General features: G+C 73.0%; 19 protein-coding genes. 11 read left to right on the top strand and 8 right to left on the bottom strand.

The genetic code is table 11. The features are described 5' to 3' along the window. Positions 1–115: 115 nt before the first annotated feature. Genes F6W97_RS41015 through F6W97_RS29715 form a run of 3 tightly spaced genes read left to right on the top strand, consistent with a single transcriptional unit; the run spans position 116 to position 2519 of the window. A complete protein-coding gene (locus F6W97_RS41015; protein ID WP_230687085.1) occupies positions 116–298 on the top strand; it encodes a hypothetical protein in 183 nt (60 codons plus the stop codon). Next, entirely contained in the window at positions 280–1542 is a 1263-nt protein-coding gene (locus tag F6W97_RS29720) for an MFS transporter (protein ID WP_230687084.1), read from the top strand. Before F6W97_RS41015 ends, F6W97_RS29720 begins: the two co-directional genes overlap by 19 nt. After that, a complete protein-coding gene (locus F6W97_RS29715) occupies positions 1539–2519 on the top strand; it encodes a TolB family protein (RefSeq protein ID WP_155373850.1) in 981 nt (326 codons plus the stop codon). The genes F6W97_RS29720 and F6W97_RS29715 overlap by 4 nt, the downstream gene beginning before the upstream one ends. Positions 2520–2754: 235 nt before the next feature. Here the strand turns inward: F6W97_RS29715 and F6W97_RS29710 are convergent, their stop codons facing one another. Together F6W97_RS29710 and F6W97_RS29705 are read right to left on the bottom strand one after the other, a co-directional pair. Beyond that, a complete protein-coding gene (locus F6W97_RS29710; protein WP_155373849.1) occupies positions 2755–4920 on the bottom strand; it encodes an FUSC family protein in 2166 nt (721 codons plus the stop codon). Positions 4921–5017: 97 nt separating this feature from the next. Further along, positions 5018–5917, bottom strand: coding sequence for an LLM class flavin-dependent oxidoreductase (locus tag F6W97_RS29705; RefSeq protein ID WP_230687083.1), 900 nt, complete (start codon positions 5915–5917; stop codon positions 5018–5020). A gap of 258 nt (positions 5918–6175) precedes the next feature. Between F6W97_RS29705 and F6W97_RS29700 the strand changes: the two genes are divergently transcribed. The 3 genes from F6W97_RS29700 to F6W97_RS29690 are packed head-to-tail and all read left to right on the top strand — an operon-like array spanning position 6176 to position 8424. Continuing rightward, positions 6176–7546 carry an FAD-binding oxidoreductase gene (locus tag F6W97_RS29700; RefSeq protein WP_155373847.1) on the top strand — a complete coding sequence of 457 codons (1371 nt, stop codon included), beginning with the start codon at positions 6176–6178 and terminating at the stop codon, positions 7544–7546. 47 nt (positions 7547–7593) lie between these two features. Then, entirely contained in the window at positions 7594–7935 is a 342-nt protein-coding gene (locus tag F6W97_RS29695; protein WP_155373846.1) for an ArsR/SmtB family transcription factor, read from the top strand. A gap of 3 nt (positions 7936–7938) precedes the next feature. Beyond that, complete coding sequence (locus tag F6W97_RS29690) at positions 7939–8424, top strand: SRPBCC family protein (RefSeq protein WP_155373845.1); 486 nt, start codon at positions 7939–7941, stop codon at positions 8422–8424. Here the strand turns inward: F6W97_RS29690 and F6W97_RS29685 are convergent. From F6W97_RS29685 to F6W97_RS29675, 3 genes are read right to left on the bottom strand one after another with little or no spacing between them, the layout of a single operon-like run. Further along, positions 8421–9080, bottom strand: a complete 660-nt coding sequence (locus F6W97_RS29685; protein ID WP_155373844.1) for a hypothetical protein — start codon at positions 9078–9080, stop codon at positions 8421–8423. The two genes, F6W97_RS29690 and F6W97_RS29685, sit on opposite strands and share 4 nt — an antisense overlap. After that, a complete protein-coding gene (locus F6W97_RS29680) occupies positions 9077–10228 on the bottom strand; it encodes a hypothetical protein (RefSeq protein WP_155373843.1) in 1152 nt (383 codons plus the stop codon). The genes F6W97_RS29685 and F6W97_RS29680 overlap by 4 nt, the downstream gene beginning before the upstream one ends. A 57-nt stretch (positions 10229–10285) precedes the next feature. Beyond that, positions 10286–11506 carry an MFS transporter gene (locus F6W97_RS29675; protein WP_155373842.1) on the bottom strand — a complete coding sequence of 407 codons (1221 nt, stop codon included), beginning with the start codon at positions 11504–11506 and terminating at the stop codon, positions 10286–10288. Positions 11507–11569: 63 nt separating this feature from the next. On the opposite strand from F6W97_RS29675, the gene F6W97_RS29670 reads away from it, so the two are divergent. Beyond that, positions 11570–12541, top strand: a complete 972-nt coding sequence (locus F6W97_RS29670) for an ArsR/SmtB family transcription factor (protein WP_155373841.1) — start codon at positions 11570–11572, stop codon at positions 12539–12541. Positions 12542–12772: 231 nt separating this feature from the next. On the opposite strand, the gene F6W97_RS29665 is transcribed toward F6W97_RS29670, so the two are convergent. The 3 genes from F6W97_RS29665 to F6W97_RS29655 form a co-directional block, all read right to left on the bottom strand. Further along, a complete protein-coding gene (locus F6W97_RS29665; RefSeq protein ID WP_155373840.1) occupies positions 12773–15175 on the bottom strand; it encodes a discoidin domain-containing protein in 2403 nt (800 codons plus the stop codon). Between the two features lie 246 nt (positions 15176–15421). Continuing rightward, the gene (locus F6W97_RS29660) at positions 15422–16507 is read right to left on the bottom strand and encodes a serine/threonine protein phosphatase (protein ID WP_155373839.1); all 1086 of its coding nucleotides are present in this window, start codon (positions 16505–16507) and stop codon (positions 15422–15424) included. Positions 16508–16550: 43 nt separating this feature from the next. Beyond that, positions 16551–16760, bottom strand: a complete 210-nt coding sequence (locus F6W97_RS29655) for a helix-hairpin-helix domain-containing protein (RefSeq protein WP_155373838.1) — start codon at positions 16758–16760, stop codon at positions 16551–16553. Between the two features lie 64 nt (positions 16761–16824). On the opposite strand from F6W97_RS29655, the gene F6W97_RS29650 reads away from it, so the two are divergent. From F6W97_RS29650 to F6W97_RS29635, 4 genes are all read left to right on the top strand, one after another. Next, complete coding sequence (locus tag F6W97_RS29650) at positions 16825–17823, top strand: zinc-dependent alcohol dehydrogenase family protein (protein WP_155373958.1); 999 nt, start codon at positions 16825–16827, stop codon at positions 17821–17823. Positions 17824–17890: 67 nt separating this feature from the next. After that, a complete protein-coding gene (locus F6W97_RS29645) occupies positions 17891–18844 on the top strand; it encodes an ABC transporter ATP-binding protein (RefSeq protein WP_407924615.1) in 954 nt (317 codons plus the stop codon). Next, positions 18844–19632, top strand: a complete 789-nt coding sequence (locus F6W97_RS29640) for an ABC transporter permease (protein WP_155373837.1) — start codon at positions 18844–18846, stop codon at positions 19630–19632. Before F6W97_RS29645 ends, F6W97_RS29640 begins: the two co-directional genes overlap by 1 nt. Before the next feature lie 11 nt (positions 19633–19643). Continuing rightward, on the top strand, positions 19644–20399 hold the full coding sequence (locus F6W97_RS29635) for an ABC transporter permease (protein WP_230687082.1): 756 nt from the start codon (positions 19644–19646) through the stop codon (positions 20397–20399). Positions 20400–20465 lie beyond the last annotated feature (66 nt).

Raw genomic sequence — 20465 nt, 5'->3', positions numbered from 1 at the left:
ATGTGCCCGACGCGGGGTGCCCGCGGCGTGCCGCGACAGCGGTGGCCGACGGACGGTCCGGGTCGGCCACCTGCATCGCCGTCGCGGACGCCAGCCGCGGGAGGAGCGTCACCGCGTGTACCTGTCCACCGTCACCAGTCCGGCCGCCACACCCCCGGCGGACAGATCCGGACGACGCCGCTTCGCCAAGGTCGGCGCGAACGTCTTCGCGCTGGGCACGGTCAGCCTGATCACCGACGTCTCGTCCGAGATGGTCACCGCGATCCTGCCGCTGTACCTGTGCTGGGCCTGCAACTGAGCCCGCTCGCGTACGGCATGATCGACGGCGTCTACACCGGAGCGACCGCGCTGCTGAGGCTGGTCGGCGGCTACGTCGCCGACCGCACCCGCCGCCGCAAGAACGTGGCGGTCCTCGGCTACGGCCTGTCCGCCGTGGCGAAACTCGCGCTGCTGGCCGCGGGCCGCTCGGTGCCCGCGATCGGGCTGGTCATCGCCGCCGACCGCACCGGCAAGGGCCTGCGCGCCGCACCGCGCGACGCCATGATCACGCTGTCCACGCCGCCGGAGGCGCTGGGCCGCGCATTCGGCGTGCACCGGGCCATGGACAGTGTCGGGGCGTTCCTCGGGCCGCTGGTCGCGCTCGGTGTGCTGGCGCTGGCCGCGAACTCGTTCGACGCCGTGTTCGTGGTCAGCTTCTGCGTCGCGGCCCTGGGCGTGATGGTGCTGGTGCTGTTCGTCCGGGACCGCCGCGAGGCGGTGCCCGCCACCGCGAAGGTGTCCGTACGCGAAGCCGCGACGCTGCTGCGCGACGCCCCCGTGCGGCGGCTCGTGATCGCCGCCTGCCTGCTCGGCCTGGCCACCATCGGTGACGGCTTCGTGTACCTGCTGCTGCAGCGGCGCGAGGAGCTGAGCACCGTGTGGTTCCCGCTGCTGGCCGCCGGGACCAGCCTCGGCTACCTGCTGCTGGCCGCCCCGCTGGGCGTGCTCGCCGACAAGGTCGGCCGGCTGCCCGTGATGCTCGGCGGCTACGTCGCGCTGACCGCGGCGTACCTGCTGCTGTTCGGCCCGCTGGGCGGAACGCCGCTGCTGGTGGTGACCCTCGGCCTGTACGGCCTGTTCTACGCCGCGACCGACGGGATCCTGATGGCGCTGGCCGGGCCGGTGCTGCCGGACCGGCTGCGCACCACCGGCATCGCGCTGATCCAGACCGGCCAGGCGCTGGCCTACCTGGTCTCCTCGGTCCTGTTCGGCCTCGCCTGGCAGACCTGGGGACCGGCCACCGCGTCCCGCGTCGCGGCCGCCGCAGTCGTCGCCGCCGTGGCCGCGACCCTGCTCCTGCTGCGGCGGCGGCCCGGCAGTCCACGCCCCGCGGCCGCCGCACCGCCCGAACCCGGCGATCCGACCGACACCGACCCGACCGACCCGACCGATCCGACACCGCCTGCACGCTCCGGCGCGACCTCTCCGGCACACCCCGGCACGACGCCCGCGGCACCGGCCGGCACGGACCGGGCCGGACGCAATACGGGGGCCCGGCGATGACCGAACTCACCACGCGCGCCCGGGTCACGCTCGCCGCCGCCACCACGGTGCTGCTGGCCGCCGTCGCCATCGGGTACATACACCTCGCCAAGGACCGGGCCGACGGCCCGGACACCGTTCCGGCCGCGGCGGTCACCCTGGACCCCGGGCCGCGGCTGCTGGTCGTCACCGACCGCCGCGCGGCCACCGTCGCGCGCGGCGAACCGTCCGGTGCCCGGCAGGTGTCCGGCGTGGAGTGTGTACGCGTCTACGCCGCCGCCGGGACCGGAGTGTGCATCCAGCCGGAAACGGCCTGGTCGTACCAGCTGGTGGTGCTGGACCGCGAGCTGCGGCCGACCCGCTCGTTCGCGGTGCCCGGACTGCCCAACCGCGCCCGGGTGTCAGCCAGCGGCCGGATGGTCGCCTGGACCACCTTCGTCGGCGGCGACTCCTACAGCAGCGGCGGCTTCTCCACCCGCACCGGCATCCTGGACACCCGCACCGGCACGCTGGTCAGCACGCTGGAGGAGTTCGCCGTCACCCGGGAAGGGCGCGGCTACCGCAATGTCGACGTCAACTTCTGGGGCGTGACCTTCACCGCCGACGACAACGCGTTCTACGCGACCATGGCCACCGGCGGCAAGCGCTACCTGGTCCTCGGCGACTTCGCCGACCGCACGGTGCGCACGATCACCGACAACGTCGAATGCCCGTCGCTGTCGCCCGACGGCACCCGGATCGCGTTCAAGCAGGCGGTCGGCGGCGACCCGCAGCGCGGCTGGCGGCTGTCCGTGCTGGACCTGGCCACCATGGCGGTGACCAACCTGGCCGAGACGACCAGCGTCGACGACCAGGCGGCGTGGCTCGACGACCGCACGGTCGCATACACCCTGCGCGGCCCCGACGGCACCCCGTCGATCTGGTCCGTCCCCGCCGACGGCACCGGCCAACCGACCCTCCTCCTCAACCAGGCCGAATCCCCCGCCGCCCTCGGCTGATCGGCGCGGCCGGGGTCGGCACCGGGTCAAGATCGCCGTTTCGTGTCGAAATCTGTGGTCGGACCCCAGTTTTCGACACGAAACAGCGATCTTGGCGCGGGCAGCGCCGGCCTTGGCGCGGCGGCACCGGCCTTGGCGCGGGCAGCGGCGGCCTTGGCTCGGCGGCGCCAGCCTTGGCACGGGCAGCGGCCACCTCCGCGGGCGGCGGCGAATCGGCACCGGGCGGGCAGGCGGGTCAGCGCCACCAGGGGCGGCGGCGCTGGTCGGCCAGGGCGTGGGCCGGGGCGACCAGGTCGGCCAGGTGCAGTTCCAGGTGGCGCAGGTGCTCGCCGACCCAGCGGCGGCGCAGGCGGTGCAGGGGGGTGCCGTCGCCACCCGAGCCGAGCACCTCGTCGTCGGGCGGGCTCGGCGGCGCCAGCAGCGGTGGCATCGGCCCCGACGGCTTGCCGACCTGCTCGGCGAGCCCGGCGTAGAACGCGGCGAGCGCGTCGGCGTGCTGCAGCAGCGCGTCGCATTGCGGGTCCGGGGCGGCGTCGCGCGGCGTCAGGTCGTCGAGCGCGTTCGCGGTCTGCCGCAGCCGCACCCCGGAGATGACCAGCCGCCACAGGCCCTGCCGGTCCATCCGCTTCGAACCGGGTTCGGCGAGGTAGCCGCGCAACGCGTCCTCCAGCCGGAACGCCGACGCGGCGGCGCGCACCTCCAGGTCGGGCGGCTGCCGTCGGCGTCCCAGCGCCCACGCCACCGCCTCGGTCAGGTGCACCCCGCCCTCGCGGAACATCTCGGCGACGTCGTCGCGCACCAGGTCACCGGCCCCGCGCGGCCAGACCAGCAACCCGGCGACCAGGCTGACCAGGCAGCCGATCGCGACGTCCTGCAGCCGCACCAGGCCCAGCGTCCAGCCGGTCGGCGCGAGGATGTTGTAGAGCACCAGGATCACCACGGTGAACGCCGCCTGGCTCGCGATGTCCGGCAGCTTGCCCGGCCCGTACGCCACCACGAACACCGCGACCGCCAGCGCACCCCAGCTCGCCCACGGCGACGGCCCCAGCAGCGGCAGCAGTGCCGCGCCGGCCGCGACCCCGGCCGCCGTGCCGACGATCGCCTTGACCGCCTGCGTGCCCGTCGACGCGGCGCTGGTACGCAGCACCGACAGCGCCCCCAGCAGCACCCAGAACCCGCTGCGCACCCCGCTGAGCTGCACGATCACCACCGCCGCGGACAGCGCCAGGGCGCCGCGCAGCGCGTTGACGAACCACACCGAGCGCAGGCTCGCGTTGCGCAGCACGATGCCGGCCACCCCGGCGGGCGTGACCAGGCGGCGCAGCGGCGGCCGGTTCGGCCGGGCCAGGCCGTACCAGCGGCGCACGCTGCTGGCCGCGGTCAGCGGGTCGGCCCCGCGGGTGGCGATGAGCACGTCGGTGGCGAACGCGCGCACGCAGTTGGCGGTGGTCTGGCCGTAGAAGGCGACGACCAGCTCCATCGCGTCCGCGTCGGGCTGCCCCGGGCCGGTCAGCCGGGCCACGCTGTCGACCCGCGCCTGCTCCAGCCCCTTCAGGTCCGGATCGACCGGCGCGCCGAGCAGCACCGCGGCCGCCTCGCGCAGCACCTTCGCCGACGCCTCCAGCGGGGCCCGCTGCGCCAAGGGGGTGTCCCGCAGGTCGCCGCAGCGGTCGATGCCGTCGCTGACCAGGCCCTTGCACCACTCCAGCTGGTTGACCGCCCCGGCCATGGCCTGGTCGGCGATGACCAGCCCGCTCGGCCGGTACGGCGTCGACACGAACAGCGCCATCATCCGGTGCGTGGCGTCGGTGACGGCGGCCCGCAGCTCCGGCAGTGCGGCCCGGCGGGCCCCCGCCTCCAGCAGGTCGGCCAGCCCGACCGCCAGTGTGGCGGTGGCCTGGCGCAGCTCCGCGCCCGCCGAGCGCGGTGCCATCAGCACCACGGCGAGGCCGCCGACCCCGGTCGCGAGCAACCAGCCGGCGACCCGGTCGCCGATGACGCCGGGCGGGGCGGCCGCCGAGGCCGCCAGCATGTAGGGCAGCATCGCCGCGGCCGCGCCGGAGGCGTCATTGGGGCCGATGACGGCGGCGAAGTACGAGGTGAACGCGACCACCGCAGTGGCGATCGCGGCTGCCACGACGGAGTGGCTGACCAGGGTGCCGATCACGATCAGCACCGCGCCCACGGCGGTGAGCATGGTGTGCGCCACGGCCCGGTCCCGGCGGGTGCCGCCGAACGCGGCCAGCACCAGGCTCGCGAAGCCGCCGAACGCCGTGAACGTCGCCACCTGCGGCGACTTGATCACCAGCAGCGCGAACGCGAACAGCGCCGGGACCAGTACCGCCGCCCGGACCGCCCGGACCGCGGCAGTCGGCGACCACAGCGCACGCCACCGGCTCACCCGGCCGCCCCGCGTCCCGCGCGGTGGGCCCGCCGACCGGCCGGCCCGCTGTGCTCGCTCACGCCATCAGCGTCTCCCGGATCGGGCCGCGGCGCGGTCAGTTCCGCACGAGCGGGGCGACCTCCTGCGCGGCGAAGGCCATGAAACCCTCCGGGTCGGGATCGTCGGGCGTCGGTTGCAGCACCACCGTGTCCACGCCGGCCGCGGCCCAGGTGCGGACCGCCTCGGCCACCGCCTCCGCGCCCCCGGCGACGCCGTGGCCGTCCATGGTGTCGTAGCCCCACCGGACCCGCTCGGCCTCCAGCCGCGCCGCCGCGTCCGGGCCGGTCGCCGCGTGCAGGTAGATCACGACCGGGTGGTATCCGGTGCGCCCGCCCCTGGCCCGGCCCTCGTCGATCAGTCCCCGCGCCCGGCGCACCTGCTCGACGGTGGTGCCGCCGGTGAGGATGGTGCCGTCGGCGACCTCGCCGGACAGCCGCAGCGTACGGTCGCCGGTCGCCCCGGCCAGCAGCTCGGGTGGCTGCGGCGGCGGCCAGTCCAGCGCGACGCCGTCGAGCCGGACGTAGCGGCCCTCGGTCGTGACACGCTGCCCGGACAGCAGCGCCTGCAACGCGGTCAGGTACTCGCGCAGCAGCGCCATCGGCGATTCGGCGCGTGCGCCGACCTGGCCCATCCAGTCCTGCACGCCGTGCCCGACGCCGACCCGGGCCCGGCCGGGGAACAGCCGGTGCAGGGTCGCCAGCTCCATCGCGGTGATCGCGACATTGCGCAGCGGCACGGGCAGCAGGCCGACCCCGACGGTGAGCCGCTCGGTCCAGGCCAGCGCCGCCACGGTCGCGGTGATGCCGCTCTCCAGGAAGCAGTCCTCCCACAGCCACAGCTCGTCGAGCCCGGCCTGGTCGGCGGCCCGGGCCACCGACCGCAGCCGCTCCGGCGGCAACTGCGGCACGAACACCGCACCCACTCTGGTCTCAGGTCGCGCATTCGACTCGGTCACGCTGATCATGATGGCGCAGCGGAGGCGGTGAGGGGAATGGGCCTGACGTGACGCTGCGCAGCGGCTGCCAGACGCTGGCTGCCGTTGCCGTTTCCACATGATCAAGCGTGATCGGCCGGTAGCGTTGGCAAAGGGCCGCGGATCACCGGGCCACCCGCCGTCGCGCACAGCCCTCGGGCCGCGCGCCGCGAGCGTACGGCCACCTCGACGACTCAGCACCACGCGGTCCCATCGTGACTACGGGACGGGGGCAGCGCCATGGCCGGATCGACTCTCGAACAGCTGCGGGCCCGGGTGGCCGGACAGGTGATCACGCCCGGGGACGCGGACTACGACACGGCCCGCACCGTGCACAACGCCATGTTCGACCGGCGGCCCCAGGCGGTGGTGCGCTGCACGAGCACCGCCGACGTGCAGGCGGTCGTCGACTTCGCCCGCGAGAACGGCCTGGACCTGGCGGTACGCGGCGGCGGGCACAGCGTGCCCGGGTTCGGCACGGTCGACGACGGGATCGTGGCGGACCTGTCCGGCATGCGCGCCGTCACCGTCGACCCGCACGCCCGCACCGCCCACGCCGGCGGGGGCGCGACCTGGGGCGACTTCAACGCCGCGACGGGCGAGCACGGCCTGGCCGCGACCGGGGGCATCATCTCCACCACCGGCGTCGGCGGGCTGACCCTCGGCGGCGGCATCGGCTACCTCGCCCGCGCCCTGGGGTTCTCCTGCGACAACCTGCTGTCCGCCGAGGTCGTCACGGCCGACGGGCGGGCGGTGCTGGCCAGCGAGAAGGAGCACGACGACCTGTTCTGGGCGCTGCGCGGCGGCGGCGGCAACTTCGGCGCGGTGACCTCGTTCGAGTTCGCGCTGAGCCCGGTCGGCGAGATCTACGGCGGGCCGATGTTCTTCGAGCTGGCACACGTGGCCGACATCCTGAGCTTCTTCCGCGACTTCATCGCCGACGCGCCGGAACAGTACGGCGGCTTCCCCGCGTTCCAGATCGCGCCGCCGCTGCCGTTCATCCCCGCGGACCGCCACGGCGAGCCGTTCATCGCGATGGTGAACTGCTGGACCGGGTCGACGGCCGACGGCGAGCGCATCATCGACCGGATCCGGGCGGTCGCGCCGCCGGTCGCCGAGATGATCGGCCCGATGCCGTACGCGGCGCTGAACACCGCTTTCGACGGGCTGGTCCCGGCGGGGCTGCAGCACTACTGGAAGGCCAGCTTCGTCAAGGAGCTGACCGACGAGGCGATCACCGCCCACGTGGCGCACGGGCCGAAGGTGCCCGCGCTGAACTCGACGGTGCACATCTACCCGATCAACGGGGCGTGCCACCGGGTGGCGCCCGACGCGACCGCGTTCGCGTACCGGGACGCGAACTTCGCCGTGGTCATCGCCGGGATGTGGCCCGATCCGGCGGAGAACGATGCCAACACCGCCTGGGTGCGCGACTACTACGCCGACACGGCCCCGCTGTCCGAGGAGGGCGGGTACATCAACTTCATGGCCGGTGACGACCAGGACCGGATCCGGGCCAACTACCGCGGCAACTACGACCGGCTCGTCGAGGTCAAGCGCGCCTACGACCCGGACAACCTGTTCCACCTCAACCAGAACATCCGCCCGTGAACTGCGGGACTTGACAACATACAACCGATTGGTTGTATGTTTGGGAGGTGACCGAGCGCAGCGAGGACCAGGCGGACGCCTTCTTCCACGCCCTGGCCGACCGCACCCGGCGCGACATCATGCGCCGGGTGCTGGCCGGACAGCACTCGGTCTCCGCGCTCGCCGCGAAGTACGACATGAGCTTCGCCGCGGTGCAGAAACACGTCGCCGTGCTGGAGAAGGCCGGCCTGCTCACCAAGCTGCGCAGCGGACGCGAGCAGCTGGTCAGCGGCGACGTGCAGGCGGTGCGCTCGGTGGCGTCCCTGCTCGCCGAACTGGAGCAGGTCTGGCGCGGCCGCATCGCCCGCATCGACGAACTCATCGCATCCGATCCCGTCCGGGAGGACTGAACCATGCCCGTCATCGACGTACAGCACGACCTCGACAAGCTGACCCTGACCCTGGTCGCCGACTTCGCCGCGCCGGTGGAGCGGATCTGGCAGGTCTACGCCGACCCGCGCCAGCTGGAGAAGGTGTGGGGCCCGCCGACCTACCCCGCGACCGTGGTCGACCACGACCTGCGCCCCGGCGGACGGGTGAACTACTTCATGACCGGCCCCGAGGGCGACAAGCACGCCGGGTACTGGATCGTCACGGCCGTCGACGAGCCGACCAGTTTCGCCTTCGAGGACGGCTTCGCCGACCTGGACTTCACCCCGAACCGGCAACTGCCCGTCTCCCAGAACGTCTACACGTTCACCGCGCACGACGGCGGCACCCGCGCGACCTACGTGGGCGCCTACGAGTCCGCCGAGCAGCTGCAGCAGGTGCTCGACATGGGCGTAGTCGAGGGCGCCTCGCTGGCGATCAACCAGATCGACGCCCTGATCGCCGCCTAGGCAGGCGGCGGCTCCGGCATGACGGACATGTCGGAGCGCGTGGGCCGCTGCGCGGGAGCGTCACCGGCCTCGTCGACCAGCGCCACGCCGCCACCGCCGAGGCGCAGCTCGCGCCGCAGGTCGACCGGCTGCTCGCGTTCGGCCACCACGTGTTCGGCCTCCGGCGACGAGCAGCGCACCCGCAGCTCACCGCGTGCCGTGGCGTCGCCCGCGGTGAGCGCGGTGAGGCGGCCCGCCTCGACGACGGCCGCCAGCGCGGTGACGGTCAGCTGCAACGTCACCGCCGCGGTCAGCGTGGTGACGACGGAGCCGTTGACGGCCACGTCCACTTCGGCCTCGTACTCCCAGGGCATGGTGAAGCTGCGGATGCTCACCTCCCGACGCAGGCCGGGTGTCGCGTGCGTCTCCCGGGCCGCCGCTACCAGGGCCGACCTGGTCTTCCACGCGCCGACGAACACGTCGGAGATCTCGATGTCCAGCAGCTCGGCGACCTTCGTCAGCACCGCGCGCGCCAGCGCCGCCGCGGGCGCCTGCGGCCCGTCGGCGACGACCCCGGCCCCGGCCAGCCGAACGGCGGCGGCCTCGACCTCCCCGGCGGCCTGGCCGGGTCTGCCGGGGATGAACTCCCCGAAGACGATCTCCCGGACGGTCGTCACACGTCCTCCCGGTAGGCGTCGTCGCGGTAGCGGAAGCGGACCGTCCGGACCACGACCTCGATACCCGGCACCGGTGGCGGGCGGTGGCGGCGGGCCCGGCGCAGGGCCAGCACCACCAGCAGGATCAGCAGCAGTGACCCGAGCAGGCCGCCGCCGAGTGCCAGCGCCTTGTTCACCCGCGCACCGCTGTCCGGGAGCAGGTCGCTGGGCGGCTCGCTCGGCGCGGCGACGGCCCCGAGGCAGAGCGGCTCGACCCGCACCCGCACCGGGGTGTCCTGCGCCGTGGTCCCGCTCAGGCTGACGGTCCATACGCCCGCCGACGCCGGTCCGTCCACCAGCGCGGCCGGCCCGATGAGCGGACCTCCGGTCACGGCCCGGTAGCCGCCACCGGTCAGGACCGCGCCACCTGGGCAGCGGGCGGCGCCGGACCCGGAGCGCGGCACCACGCACAAGTTCGCGGCAGAGCCGACCACGCACAATGGCGAGGCTGACCGCAGGTCGAACTCCGTGGGCTCGGCCGCTACCGCGACCACCGGCCCGCTGTGGCACACCACGAGGGCGGTCACCGCGGAGCGGGCCGGCAGATTCGCGGGCGCGGTGAAATCAAGGGCCCAGCCCCGCGCGCCGGCGGGATGGCTGCCGCTGACCCTGGCCGCGCCGAGACGGGCATACCAGACCGCCCAGTAGCCCCCACCGGTGCGCACCGTGCCTTGCGGGCAGACCGCCTCGACGGACGGGTCGAACGGCGTGGACTGGGTGCCCGCGTACACCCCGGCGGTGCTGTCGCCGCCGGTCAGGCAGGTGGCGAAGACCCGCAGGGTGCGCACGGCCTGCCCGGTGTTGACCACGCCGATCGTCCACGCTCGCGGCGCGGCGCCGTCGGTGACCGGGGTGCCCTGGCCGTCGGAGGGGTGGCTCGAAACGATCCTCAGCTGTGGGTCACTGCCCGCGTAGCCGCCGCTGAGCAGCTGCTCCTCCGGCGCGCAGGGCACCGTGTACTGCTGCGGCGCAGCGCCGGGGCCGAACTCGGCGGTCCCGGCGCGCACCGAGATCCGGCCGACCTCGGCGCGGGCCGGTGACGCCACGACCACGGACGCCGCCGCGACCAGCAGCGGCAGCGCAACCCGGAGCAGCGCGGAGGTTCGCATCGCGACCAGGGTCCCATGCGGACGGTCGCCGCGCTGTCCTCCGACCGACAGCACGCCTCACCGCCATTCGCGCAGCGCGGGCAGTGCCGCCGTGGCGGCGAGCAGGCGTAGCAGTGCCGCGACGACCCACACCGCGGACAGGCCCCACCAGGTCGCGGTCAGCCCGCCGAGGTATGCCCCCAGCGGCTGCGCGCCCCACGTCACCATCAGGCCCGCGCTGCTCACCCGGCCGAGCAGTGCACCGGGGACGGTCCGCTGGCGCAGCGAGCCCGCGGCGACGTTCCACAGTGCGGCGCCGAACGACGTGACGAAGGCCAGCGCGGCAACCGTCACCACATCCCGGGCGAACAGGCCCACCGCCAGCATCGCAAGCGGCGTCGCGAACAGAGTGAAGGTCACCGTACGTCGCCCGCCCGCCCAGCCGACGGCGCGTCCGCTGATCAGCGCGCCGGTGATCCCACCGACCGCCATCAGGCCGAGCACCACGCCGTAGCCGATGTCGTCGAGGCCCAGCACCTGCTTCGCGAACAGCACGAACGTCGCCATGGCCAGGAAGTTGGCCAGGTTGGCCACCCCGGACAGCAGCGCCAGGGTACGCAGCAGCCGGTTCCCGGCCAGCCACCGCACGCCCTCGCCGATGCCGGCCAGCAGCGAGGTTTCGCGACGCGTCACGGGGGTCGTGGCGCGGATCCGCCAGACCAGCACCGCGGAGACCGCGAAGGTGAACGCGTCGACCCAGAACGGCAGCCCGACGGCGACCGTGAACAGCAGCGCGCCGAGCGGCGGGCCGACGAATTGCCTGCTGCTGAACAGCGCCGCGTGCTGTCGGCCGTTGGCGGCCTCCAGGCGTGCGGCCGGCACCACTGCCGGCACGAGTTTCTGCAGGCTGATGTGCGCCAACGTCTCGGCAAGCCCGACCGCGAACGCGACGGCGTACACCAGGGTGATGCCGCCCGCCCCCACCGTCGCCGCACCCGCCAGCAGGGCGACCAGCGCGGCCTGGACCACCTGTGCCGCGGTCGCGGTGCGGCGGGCGTCGTACCGGTCGGCGAACGCGCCCATCGGCAGCGCCGCGAGCAGCCACGGCAGGCTGCCCCAGACGGTGATCCCGGCGATCACGCCCGGATCGTGGGTCATGGTGGCCGCCAGCAGCGGCAGCGCGGCGAGGAACGCCCCGTCGCCGAGCATGGAGACCGTCCCGGCGCTGATCAGCAGGTGCCAGTCTCTGCCCAGGCCCGGCTCCGCAGCAGTCATCGTGGTAGCGGGTGTGGAGTTCATGGGCGCATCGTCGGGGCCGTGTCCGGGCACGGGCCACGATTAAGCCACCGCTACATTCTCGTGGTGGCCACGGTGATCAGGATGGGCGGCGCCGAGATGGCCCGCGTCCGTTTCGCCCTGTCACCGGTGTACGAGACGGTCATGGCACTGGACGCGCTGCTGCGGCCCGGGGTGCACGCCGTGCACCTGCCGTGGGTCGACCAGGTGACATGGCGCCCGGCGGACGTGCCGCACCTCCGCCTGCTCATGGACCTGCTGCACGACGACACTGTCAAACCCTCGTTCCTGCTGCCGCCGCCGGATTCCCGGCTGCCGGACCTGGAGCACGAGTTGCGACGGGTCGGCTCCACACCGTCGGCACGGGTCCGGACGGAGATCGCCGGACTGCGCCGCGCCCGGCTCGGACCGCTTCAGGAGATGGCCGCCGACCCCCGCGACGGCCTGCGGGCCGTCGTCGAGGGACTGCGCACCTGCTATGCCGAGCTGATCGCGCCGTACTGGACCCGGGTGCGGCGGATCCTGGAGGCCGACATCACCTACCGGGCGGGTCTGCTCGCGGTCGGCGGCGCGGAGCGGCTGTTCGCCGATCTGCATGACGAGGTGCGCTGGTCCGGCGGAGAGCTGACGGTGCACCACAGCCGCGCACCGTACGCCCCGGAGCCGCTCACCCTGCTCGGGCACGGCATGGTGCTGTGCCCGAGCGTGTTCTGCTGGCCGCGGGTCGCGGTCGGCACCCGGCCCGTCGCCGACGGCACGCTGCGCTACCCGGCCCGCGGGGTGGCTGCACTGTGGCACGAACCAGAACCGGTTCCGGACGCGCTCGCGAACCTGCTCGGCCGCACCCGGGCGGCGCTGCTGGTCGCGCTGGCGCAACCCGCCACCACCGGCGACCTCGCCGCCCGGCTGGACGTCACCGCCGCCGCGGTGTCCCAGCACCTCAACGTGCTACGGGCAGCGCGTCTGGTGACCACGCACCGCGACGGCCGGGTCGTACTGCACCTGCGCACCGAACGCGGCGACCACCTCGCAACGTGACGCCGCAGCTCCCGCCGGCCCGCGCTGCGGCGTGCCCAGCCGCGGAGGCTCGCATCGCGACGCAACGGCGCGAAACGCGTGCTGCCCCTCGCCTGAGCAGCACGAGCGCGGCCGCCGTGCCGGGGCCGCCCGGGGCAGGGCAGTCCGGCACGGCGGCCGCGGTGTGCGGCCCGCGGTCCGCGTCGGCGTCGCGTACCGCGGGCCGGTCAAGGCCCGCCGGGGACGGCGGGGTCAGCCGGCCCAGACCTCGAATTCCGAGAGCTGCCCGGCGGGCCAGCCGGTGTTGCCGGTGAAGTTCAGCCGCACGTACCGGGTGGAGGTCGCCGGGAAGGTGATGGTCACGGTGTTGCCCGAGGACGGGTTGAACGTGTAGCCGGCCGAGTTCACCACCGTGCTGAACGTCGAGCCGTTGGCGCTGCCCTGCACGGACAGGGTCTGCGTGCGGCTGGCCCAGGCCGCGGGCGGCGGCAGCTTGAGCACGACGCGGCTGATCGTGGTCGCCGCGCCGAGGTCGACCTGCAGCCACTGCGGGAACGCGTTGTTGGCGCTCTCCCAGTACGTGTCGGCGTTGCCGTCGACGGTGTTGCCCGGCCCGTAGTTCTGGGTGTAGCTGCTGGCCTGGGTGGGTTTGTTGCGGGCCAGGTTGGACGCCGGAGCGGCGCTGGTCGTCGCGGTGGCGGTGTTGGACGGCGACGAGGTGTTGCCGGCCGCGTCCTGGGCGGTCACGGTGAAGCCGTACGTCGTCGACGGGCTCAGCCCCGTGACGGTGTACGACGTCCCGGTCGCGCCCGCGACCACGTTGCCCGCCTGGCGCACCTGGTATCCGGTGACGCCGACGTTGTCCGTGGACGCCTGCCAGGACAGCGACACGCTGCTGCTGGTCTGCCCGGTGACGGTCAGGTTGCCCGGCGCGCTGGGTGCCTGCGTGTCGCCCTGCGGCGGCTGCGTCGTGCCGTACACCTCCAGCCCCGAGAGCTGGGCTGCGGGCCAGCCGGTGTTGCCGGTGACGTTGATCCGCACATACCGCGCGGTCGCGGCCGTGAACGTGATCGAGACCGTGTTGGCCGCACCGGGGTCGAAGGTGCGCCCGGTCGAGCCCGACAGGGTGCTGAAGGTCGAGCCGTTGGTGCTGCCCTGCACGGACAGCGTCTGCACGCGGCTGCCCCAGCCGGCTGGCAGCTTGAGCACGACCCGGCTGACGGTGGCCGCCGCGCCGAGGTCGACCTGCAGCCACTGCGGGAACGCGTTGTTGACGCTCTCCCAGTAGGTCGCCGGATTGCCGTCGACCGCGTTCTGCGGCACGAAGCTCGCGTTGACGCTGCTGGCCGTGACCGGCTTGTTCAGCGCCAGGTCGCTGTCGACGGGCGGCTGCCCGCCGCCGACGACGGGCTGGGTGGGCCGGACCGCGGTCAGCGCGAGCTGGCCCTTGAGCATGCGGCCGCCGTCGGCGGTGATGCGCAGGTAGTAGTCCGACGAGCAGACCGTGCCGTCCTCGTCGAGGGTGACGATGCCGGAGTTGGTGGGCACCTGCGAGGCGTTCTCGGCGGTCTTGGCGATCTGGTTGCCCTCGTTGTACTCGTCGAACATCGACACGTACAGGCCCTGCGCGCCGACGCGGATCATGTTGTAGAGGTGCCGCCAGTAGAAGTCGCCGTGGAAGCGGTGGTGCGAGGACAGGTCACCGGGCATCACGCAGGGCTGGTAGTCGATGCCCCGGTTGTTGCACTCGGCCTGGTCGGGCACGTTGACGTTGGTGTAGAACCAGTCCAGGCCGTTGACGTCGCCGGTGCGGCCGACCATCCACGGCGAGATCATGTTGAACGCCGTGTACACGTCGAAGAAGCCGGCCCGGGAGTCGTTGATGCCCTGCCGCCAGTAGGTGGGCACACCGCCGATGACGTAGCAGCCCTGGGCCTTGAACCAGTTCAGGACCTCCAGGCAGACCGCGGGCGCGAACGGGCGGCCCGGGTCGTTGAAGCCGAAGCCCCAGATGCACACGACCGGCTTGCCGTTCTGGCGGGCGTACGCCGGGGACGAGGTGTACGCGGACATCTTGGTGGTCCAGTCGGTCTTCAGCTCCGACTGCATGTTCGTCCAGTTGGTGACGTCGTACATGATGTAGAACTTGCGTCCGGTGGCCTCGGCCGCGGTGCGCACCTTGGCTGCCATCGCGTCGCGGGTCGGGCCCTCGCCGCCGAACGGGTTGAACCGCTGCAGCGCCGCGGTGTCGCAGCCGTGCTGCTGCATCCACTGGAAGTGCAGGTTCACCGTGGACTGGTCGTAGGAGGAGAACAGCTTCGCGGGCTGGCCGCTGCCGAGGTTGGCGTAGGCGGTCTGGTACTGGGCGGGGTAGTCGCGCATGTCCGGCCAGGACACGATCGCGTTGTTGCTCGGCGAGGGCGGCTGGCCCCAGTTGTTGCTCCAGTGCCACCAGCCGTTGATCGGGGCTCCGTCGCCGGTGGCCGCGAACCACCCCTGGTAGCCGACCGAGATCTTGCCGACGACGTCGCCGGGCGGGCTGGCCGCAGCGGCGGGACTCGCCGCGGTGAGTCCTCCTGCGACGGCTCCGCCGGTGGCGGCCAGCGCTGACCCGGACGCCACGGAGGTGACGAACCTCCGCCGGGATACTGCCATGACGCACTCCCTTCCTGCACAGCCGGAGGGTGCGTGGCGCGGGGAGCGTGACACCCTCCGTCGCCGGACATCGGATGTGTCCGGCAGCGAACGGCGGTGAGCGGGACCGCATCCCCGGGCGGGGATTGGCAAAACCCTATGCCCGCGCCCCGGGCACGGCAAGATGTCGACGGAAACATTTCCAAAACCGACTCGCAACCTCACCGTTTGTGGCAACGTTGCGTGCAAGTGTTTGCACGCGCCGAGTCATCGGGTCAGTGCGCGTGCCACCTCGTCCGCCGGGTACGGCGTGTCCATCGCGCCGTCGAACAGCTGCCAGTAGAAGTCGTTCATCAGCGCGGCGACCGGCGCGTGCCGGACGATCATGTCGGCCAGCTCCGGCCTGACGCCGTCCGGCCGCCTGCCCGCGGCGCACTCCCGGATGTAGGCGTTGCGCTCGACGGGCCCGCCGACGTCCGGCACGGACACGCCGACCACGTGCTGGACGAGCCAGTTGACCAGCCTCATCCGTACGTACCCGGCGTCGTGGGTGGCGTGGCGGGTCAGGAAAGCCGACTCCTGCGGCGACAGCGCGAACCGGGGCGACACCGCCAGCCCGAAGTCGACGAAGTAGACGCGGCGGCCGTCGGTCAGCAGGTTGCCCAGGTGCGCGTCGAAGTGGTGCAGGTCGCGAGCCAGCAGGAAGTCCACGCCGTCGACCAGGCTCTGCTCCACCATCCGGCAGGCCGCGACGAGTTCGTCACCGCCCGCCGCAGCCGGTCCGGCCAGCCAGTCGCCGAGCCGGTACGGGAGGTGTTCGAGGAACAGGACCAGGCTCGCCGAGGCCGACGCCAGCGCCGCCAGACGGTCACGGACGGCGGGGTCGCCGCCCAGGAACGCCACCGCGGCCTCGACGTCGGCGTGTTCCGCGGCCACGACCGGGGCGCCGGGCAGCACGCGCCAGTGGTACATCAGCGCGAATCCCTGGTTCCGGCCGGCCAGCACCCAGTTGGTCGCGAGGGTGTTCGCGGCCAGCTCGCGCCAGGCCCCGAAGCCGGGCGAGACGATGCCGTACTGGCAGTGCGGGGGCAGGCCGTGCAGGTTCGCGGTCGAGCGCACGTGCTCGGGACGGCGTTCCAGATCGGTCAGCGGGATGCGTTTGAGGAACACCGGCGTCCCGCCGACGTCGAGCCGGGCCGTGACGCCGCCGATACCCGCGCCGACGGCCTCTGCCGCGGCCACCCGGTCGGCGAGTTCGGCGTCGCTGAGCAGCGCCAGTGCGGCCGAGGCCGAGTAGTGGCGCGCCAGCCGCGCGCCGTAGGCCAGGCCGCCGGGCCCGGGTGCCGGTTCCATGGTCGTCCTCCCCGTCGTGTGACGGGAGACTACCGGCGGATGATCATTTCCGCTCGTCGGCGAAGGTCAGGCCGTGCTCGGCGAGCGCCTCACGCAGGATCCGGATCGCCTTGGGCCCGACGCCGTGCAGGTCGAGCAGGTCTTTCTTGGTCAGCTGCGAGATCGCGGCAAGGGTGGTGTGACCCGCCAGGTCCAGGGCCCGGTTCGCCGGTGCGCTGATCTTGGGGATCTCGTCGCCTGCCGCTGCGCTCATGGCCCGATGGTAGATCAGCACCCCGACGGCGTCGGGCACGACGATGATGGAGGGTGTGGAGACCATGGCCGCGTGGGAGGTCGCCGCGCCGGGGCCGATCGCGACCCGGCCACTGCGGGCGGTACGAAGCCCGGTGCCCGAACCCGCCCCCGGCGAGCTGCTGGTACGCGTGCGCGCCTGCGCCGTGTGCCGCACCGACCTGCACGTGGCCGAGGGCGACCTGCCCCCGCACCGCAGCCCGGTGATCCCCGGCCACCAGGTCGTCGGCGAGGTCACCGCGCACGGCGACGCGGTGACCGGCTGGGCGGTCGGCGACCGGGCGGGCATCGCCTGGTTGCGCCACACCGACCAGACGTGCGTGTACTGCCGCCGCGGTCAGGAGAACCTGTGCCCGGCCTCCCGCTACACGGGCTGGGACGCCGACGGCGGCTACGCCGAGTACACGACGGTGCCCGCCGACTACGCCTACCGACTGCCGGACGGGTACGACGACGCGCACCTGGCCCCGCTGCTGTGCGCGGGCATCATCGGCCACCGGGCGCTGCGCCGTGCCGAGCTGCCGCCCGGGGGCACCCTGGGCATCTACGGCTTCGGCTCCTCGGCGCACCTCACCGCGCAGGTGGCGCTGTCCCAGGGCGCGACGGTGTACGTGATGACCCGCTCGCCCGCCGCCCGAGAGCTGGGCCTGAGCCTGGGCGCGGCCTGGGCCGGCGGCGCGGACGAGCCGCCGCCCGCTCCGCTGGACGCGGCGATCCTGTTCGCGCCGGTCGGCGACCTGGTGCCGCCGGCACTGTCCGCCCTGGACCGGGGCGGCACCCTCGCGATCGCGGGCATCCACCTCACCGACATCCCGGTGCTGAACTACGAGCAGCACCTGTTCGAGGAACGGCAGTTGCGCAGCGTGGCCGCGAACACCCGCGACGACGGCCGCGAGTTCCTGGCGCTGGCCGCGGCGCACCCGCTGTCGGTGACGGTGACGCCGTACCCGTTCGACCGGGCCGACGAGGCGCTCGCCGACCTGGCCGCGGACCGGGTCGAGGGGGCGGCGGTGCTCATACCCTGAAGTTCGAAATTTGCTGGCGCATGTAAATTTCTTGCAGATTTACCATCTCATTCCTACGCTGGCGGCTGTGTCAGACGTGATCGCACAAGCCACGGGGCTCGTCAAGACGTACCCGCCGCGGGACAAGCGTTCCGCCCCCTTCACCGCCGTAGACGGCATCGACTTCGCGCTGCACCGGGGCGAGGCCTTCGGGTTCCTCGGCCCGAACGGCGCCGGCAAGTCCTCCACCATGCGGATGATCGCCTGCGTCTCCCCGCCGACCGCGGGCACGCTGCGCGTGCTCGGCATGGACCCGGCCGTCGACGGCCGCCGCATCCGGGCCCGCCTGGGCGTCGTGCCGCAGGACGACGCCCTCGACAGCGAACTGAGCGTGCGCGAGAACCTGCTCATCTACGGCCGCTACTTCGGACTGTCCACCCGGCTCATCGACGAGCGGGCCACCCGGCTGCTCGACTTCGCGCAGCTGTCCGACAAGGCCGGCGAGCGCGTCGAGGCGCTGTCCGGAGGCATGCGCCGCCGCCTCACCATCGCCCGCTCCCTGGTCAACGAGCCTGAGCTGCTGCTGCTCGACGAGCCCACCACCGGACTCGACCCGCAGGCCCGGCACGTGCTGTGGGACCGGCTGTTCCGGCTCAAGCAGCAGGGCGTCACGCTGGTGCTGACCACCCACTACATGGACGAGGCCGAGCAGCTGTGCGACCGGCTCGTCGTCATGGACGGCGGCCGCATCGTCGCGCACGGCTCCCCCGCCGAGCTGATCGCCGCGCACGCCACCCGCGAGGTCCTCGAACTGCGCTTCGGCATCGGCGAGCAGGCCGCCGCGCTGGACAAGCTGCGCCAGGCCGTCTCCGGCGACCGGATCGAGGAACTGCCCGACCGGCTGCTCTGGTACACCGGCGAAGGCGACGCCGCCCTGGCCGCCGCGCACGCCCTCGGCCTGACGCCGGTCACCGCGCTGGTGCGCCGGTCGAGCCTGGAGGACGTGTTCCTCGCGCTCACCGGCCGGACGCTGGTCGACTGATGGCGACGTCCGCCGTGTCGCGGGGCATGGCCCTGCGCTTCTACCGCTACTGCTGGCTGCACTACCGGCGCAACTGGAAGGGCACCATCGTCATCAGCGTGGCCAACCCGCTGCTGTTCCTGATCGCCATCGGCGCCGGGCTGGGCACGCTCGTCGGCTCGGACGTCGCAGCCCTGGGCGGGGTGAGCTACCTGGCGTTCTTCGCCCCCGGCATGCTCGCCGCCGCGTCCATGCAGAACGGCATGATCGAGTCGGCGTTCCCGGTCAGCTACCACCGTATGCCTGGCCGGGCCTACCCGGTCGCGGTGGCGACCCCGCTCGAACCCGTCGACGTGCTCAACGGGCACGCCCTGTTCATGGCCGTGAAGGTCGCCATCGGCGCGGCCGCGTTCTGCGCCGTGATGTTCGCGTTCGGGGTCGCCACCTCGCCGCTGGCCGCGCTGACCCTGCCCGCCGCGGCGCTGACCGGCTTCGCCTTCGCGATGCCGGTGACCGCCTGGGCGGTGACGCTGCCCGACGTGCGCCCGGTGCAGACGCTGTTCAAGTGGGTGGTTATGCCGCTGTACCTGTTCTCCGGCACGTTCTTCGCCACCACCCAGCTGCCCGAGGCCGCGCAGCACCTGGTCGCGCTAACTCCGCTCTGGCACGGCGTCGAGCTGTGCCGCACCCTCACCCTCGGCACCGCCACCTGGGCGGGCAGCCTCACCCACACCGGGTACCTGTCGGCCATGGCGCTGGCCGGCTACCTCCTCGCCCGGCGCAACTTCCGCCGCCACCTGCACCCGTGAAGGGGACCATGATGCCCGCCGCGCACGTGATCGTCCTGCGGCACCTGTGGGTGCTGCGCAAGGGCCGGCCGTGGAACCTCGCCGTCAACGGCGTGTTCGAACCGTTCCTGTACCTGATGTCCATCGGCGTCGGCATCGGACAGCTCATCGACGGCGACGGCGGCGCGGTCGCGTACGCCGCGTTCGTCGCCCCGGCGCTGCTGGCCACCTCCGCCATGAACTCGGCCATCGCGGAGACCACCGGCGCGGTCTGGTGGCGGCTGCGCTTCGAGAAGTTCTACGACGCGATCATCACCACGCCGCTGACCGTGCGCGACATCGCGTACGGCGAGATCGCCGCGTCGGTGCTGCGCAGCACCCTGTCCGCGGCCTGCTTCCTCGTCGTGATCGCCGCGTTCGGGATGGTCCACTCGTGGTGGGCGCTGCTCGCGCTGCCCGCCTGCGTGCTGATCGCGTACGCCTTCTCCGCCGCGGGCATGGCCGCGACCACCGTGATCCGCGAGTTCCACCACCAGCAGTACCTGCAACTGGTCATGCTCCCGATGTTCCTGTTCGCGACCACCTTCTACCCGCTGTCGGTCTACCCCGCCGCCCTCCAGCCCGTGGTCGCCGCCCTCCCCCTCTACCAGAGCATCGAACTCCTCCGCGGCCTCACCACCGGCCGGCTCGGCCCCGGCATGCTCCTCGCCGTCGCCTACCTCCTCACGATGGCCCTGTTCAGCACCTGGCTCGCCACCCGCCGCCTCACCCACCTGCTCATCAAGTAAAGGAAGGGCACCTTCACATCGCTATGCGTTGTAGAAGGTGCCCTTCCTAACCCTTCCGGGAGCGGA

It is taken from the genome of Catellatospora vulcania (assembly GCF_009720385.1).
Lineage (GTDB): Bacteria > Actinomycetota > Actinomycetes > Mycobacteriales > Micromonosporaceae > Catellatospora > Catellatospora vulcania.
This window is presented reverse-complemented; position numbering and strand designations above follow the sequence as displayed.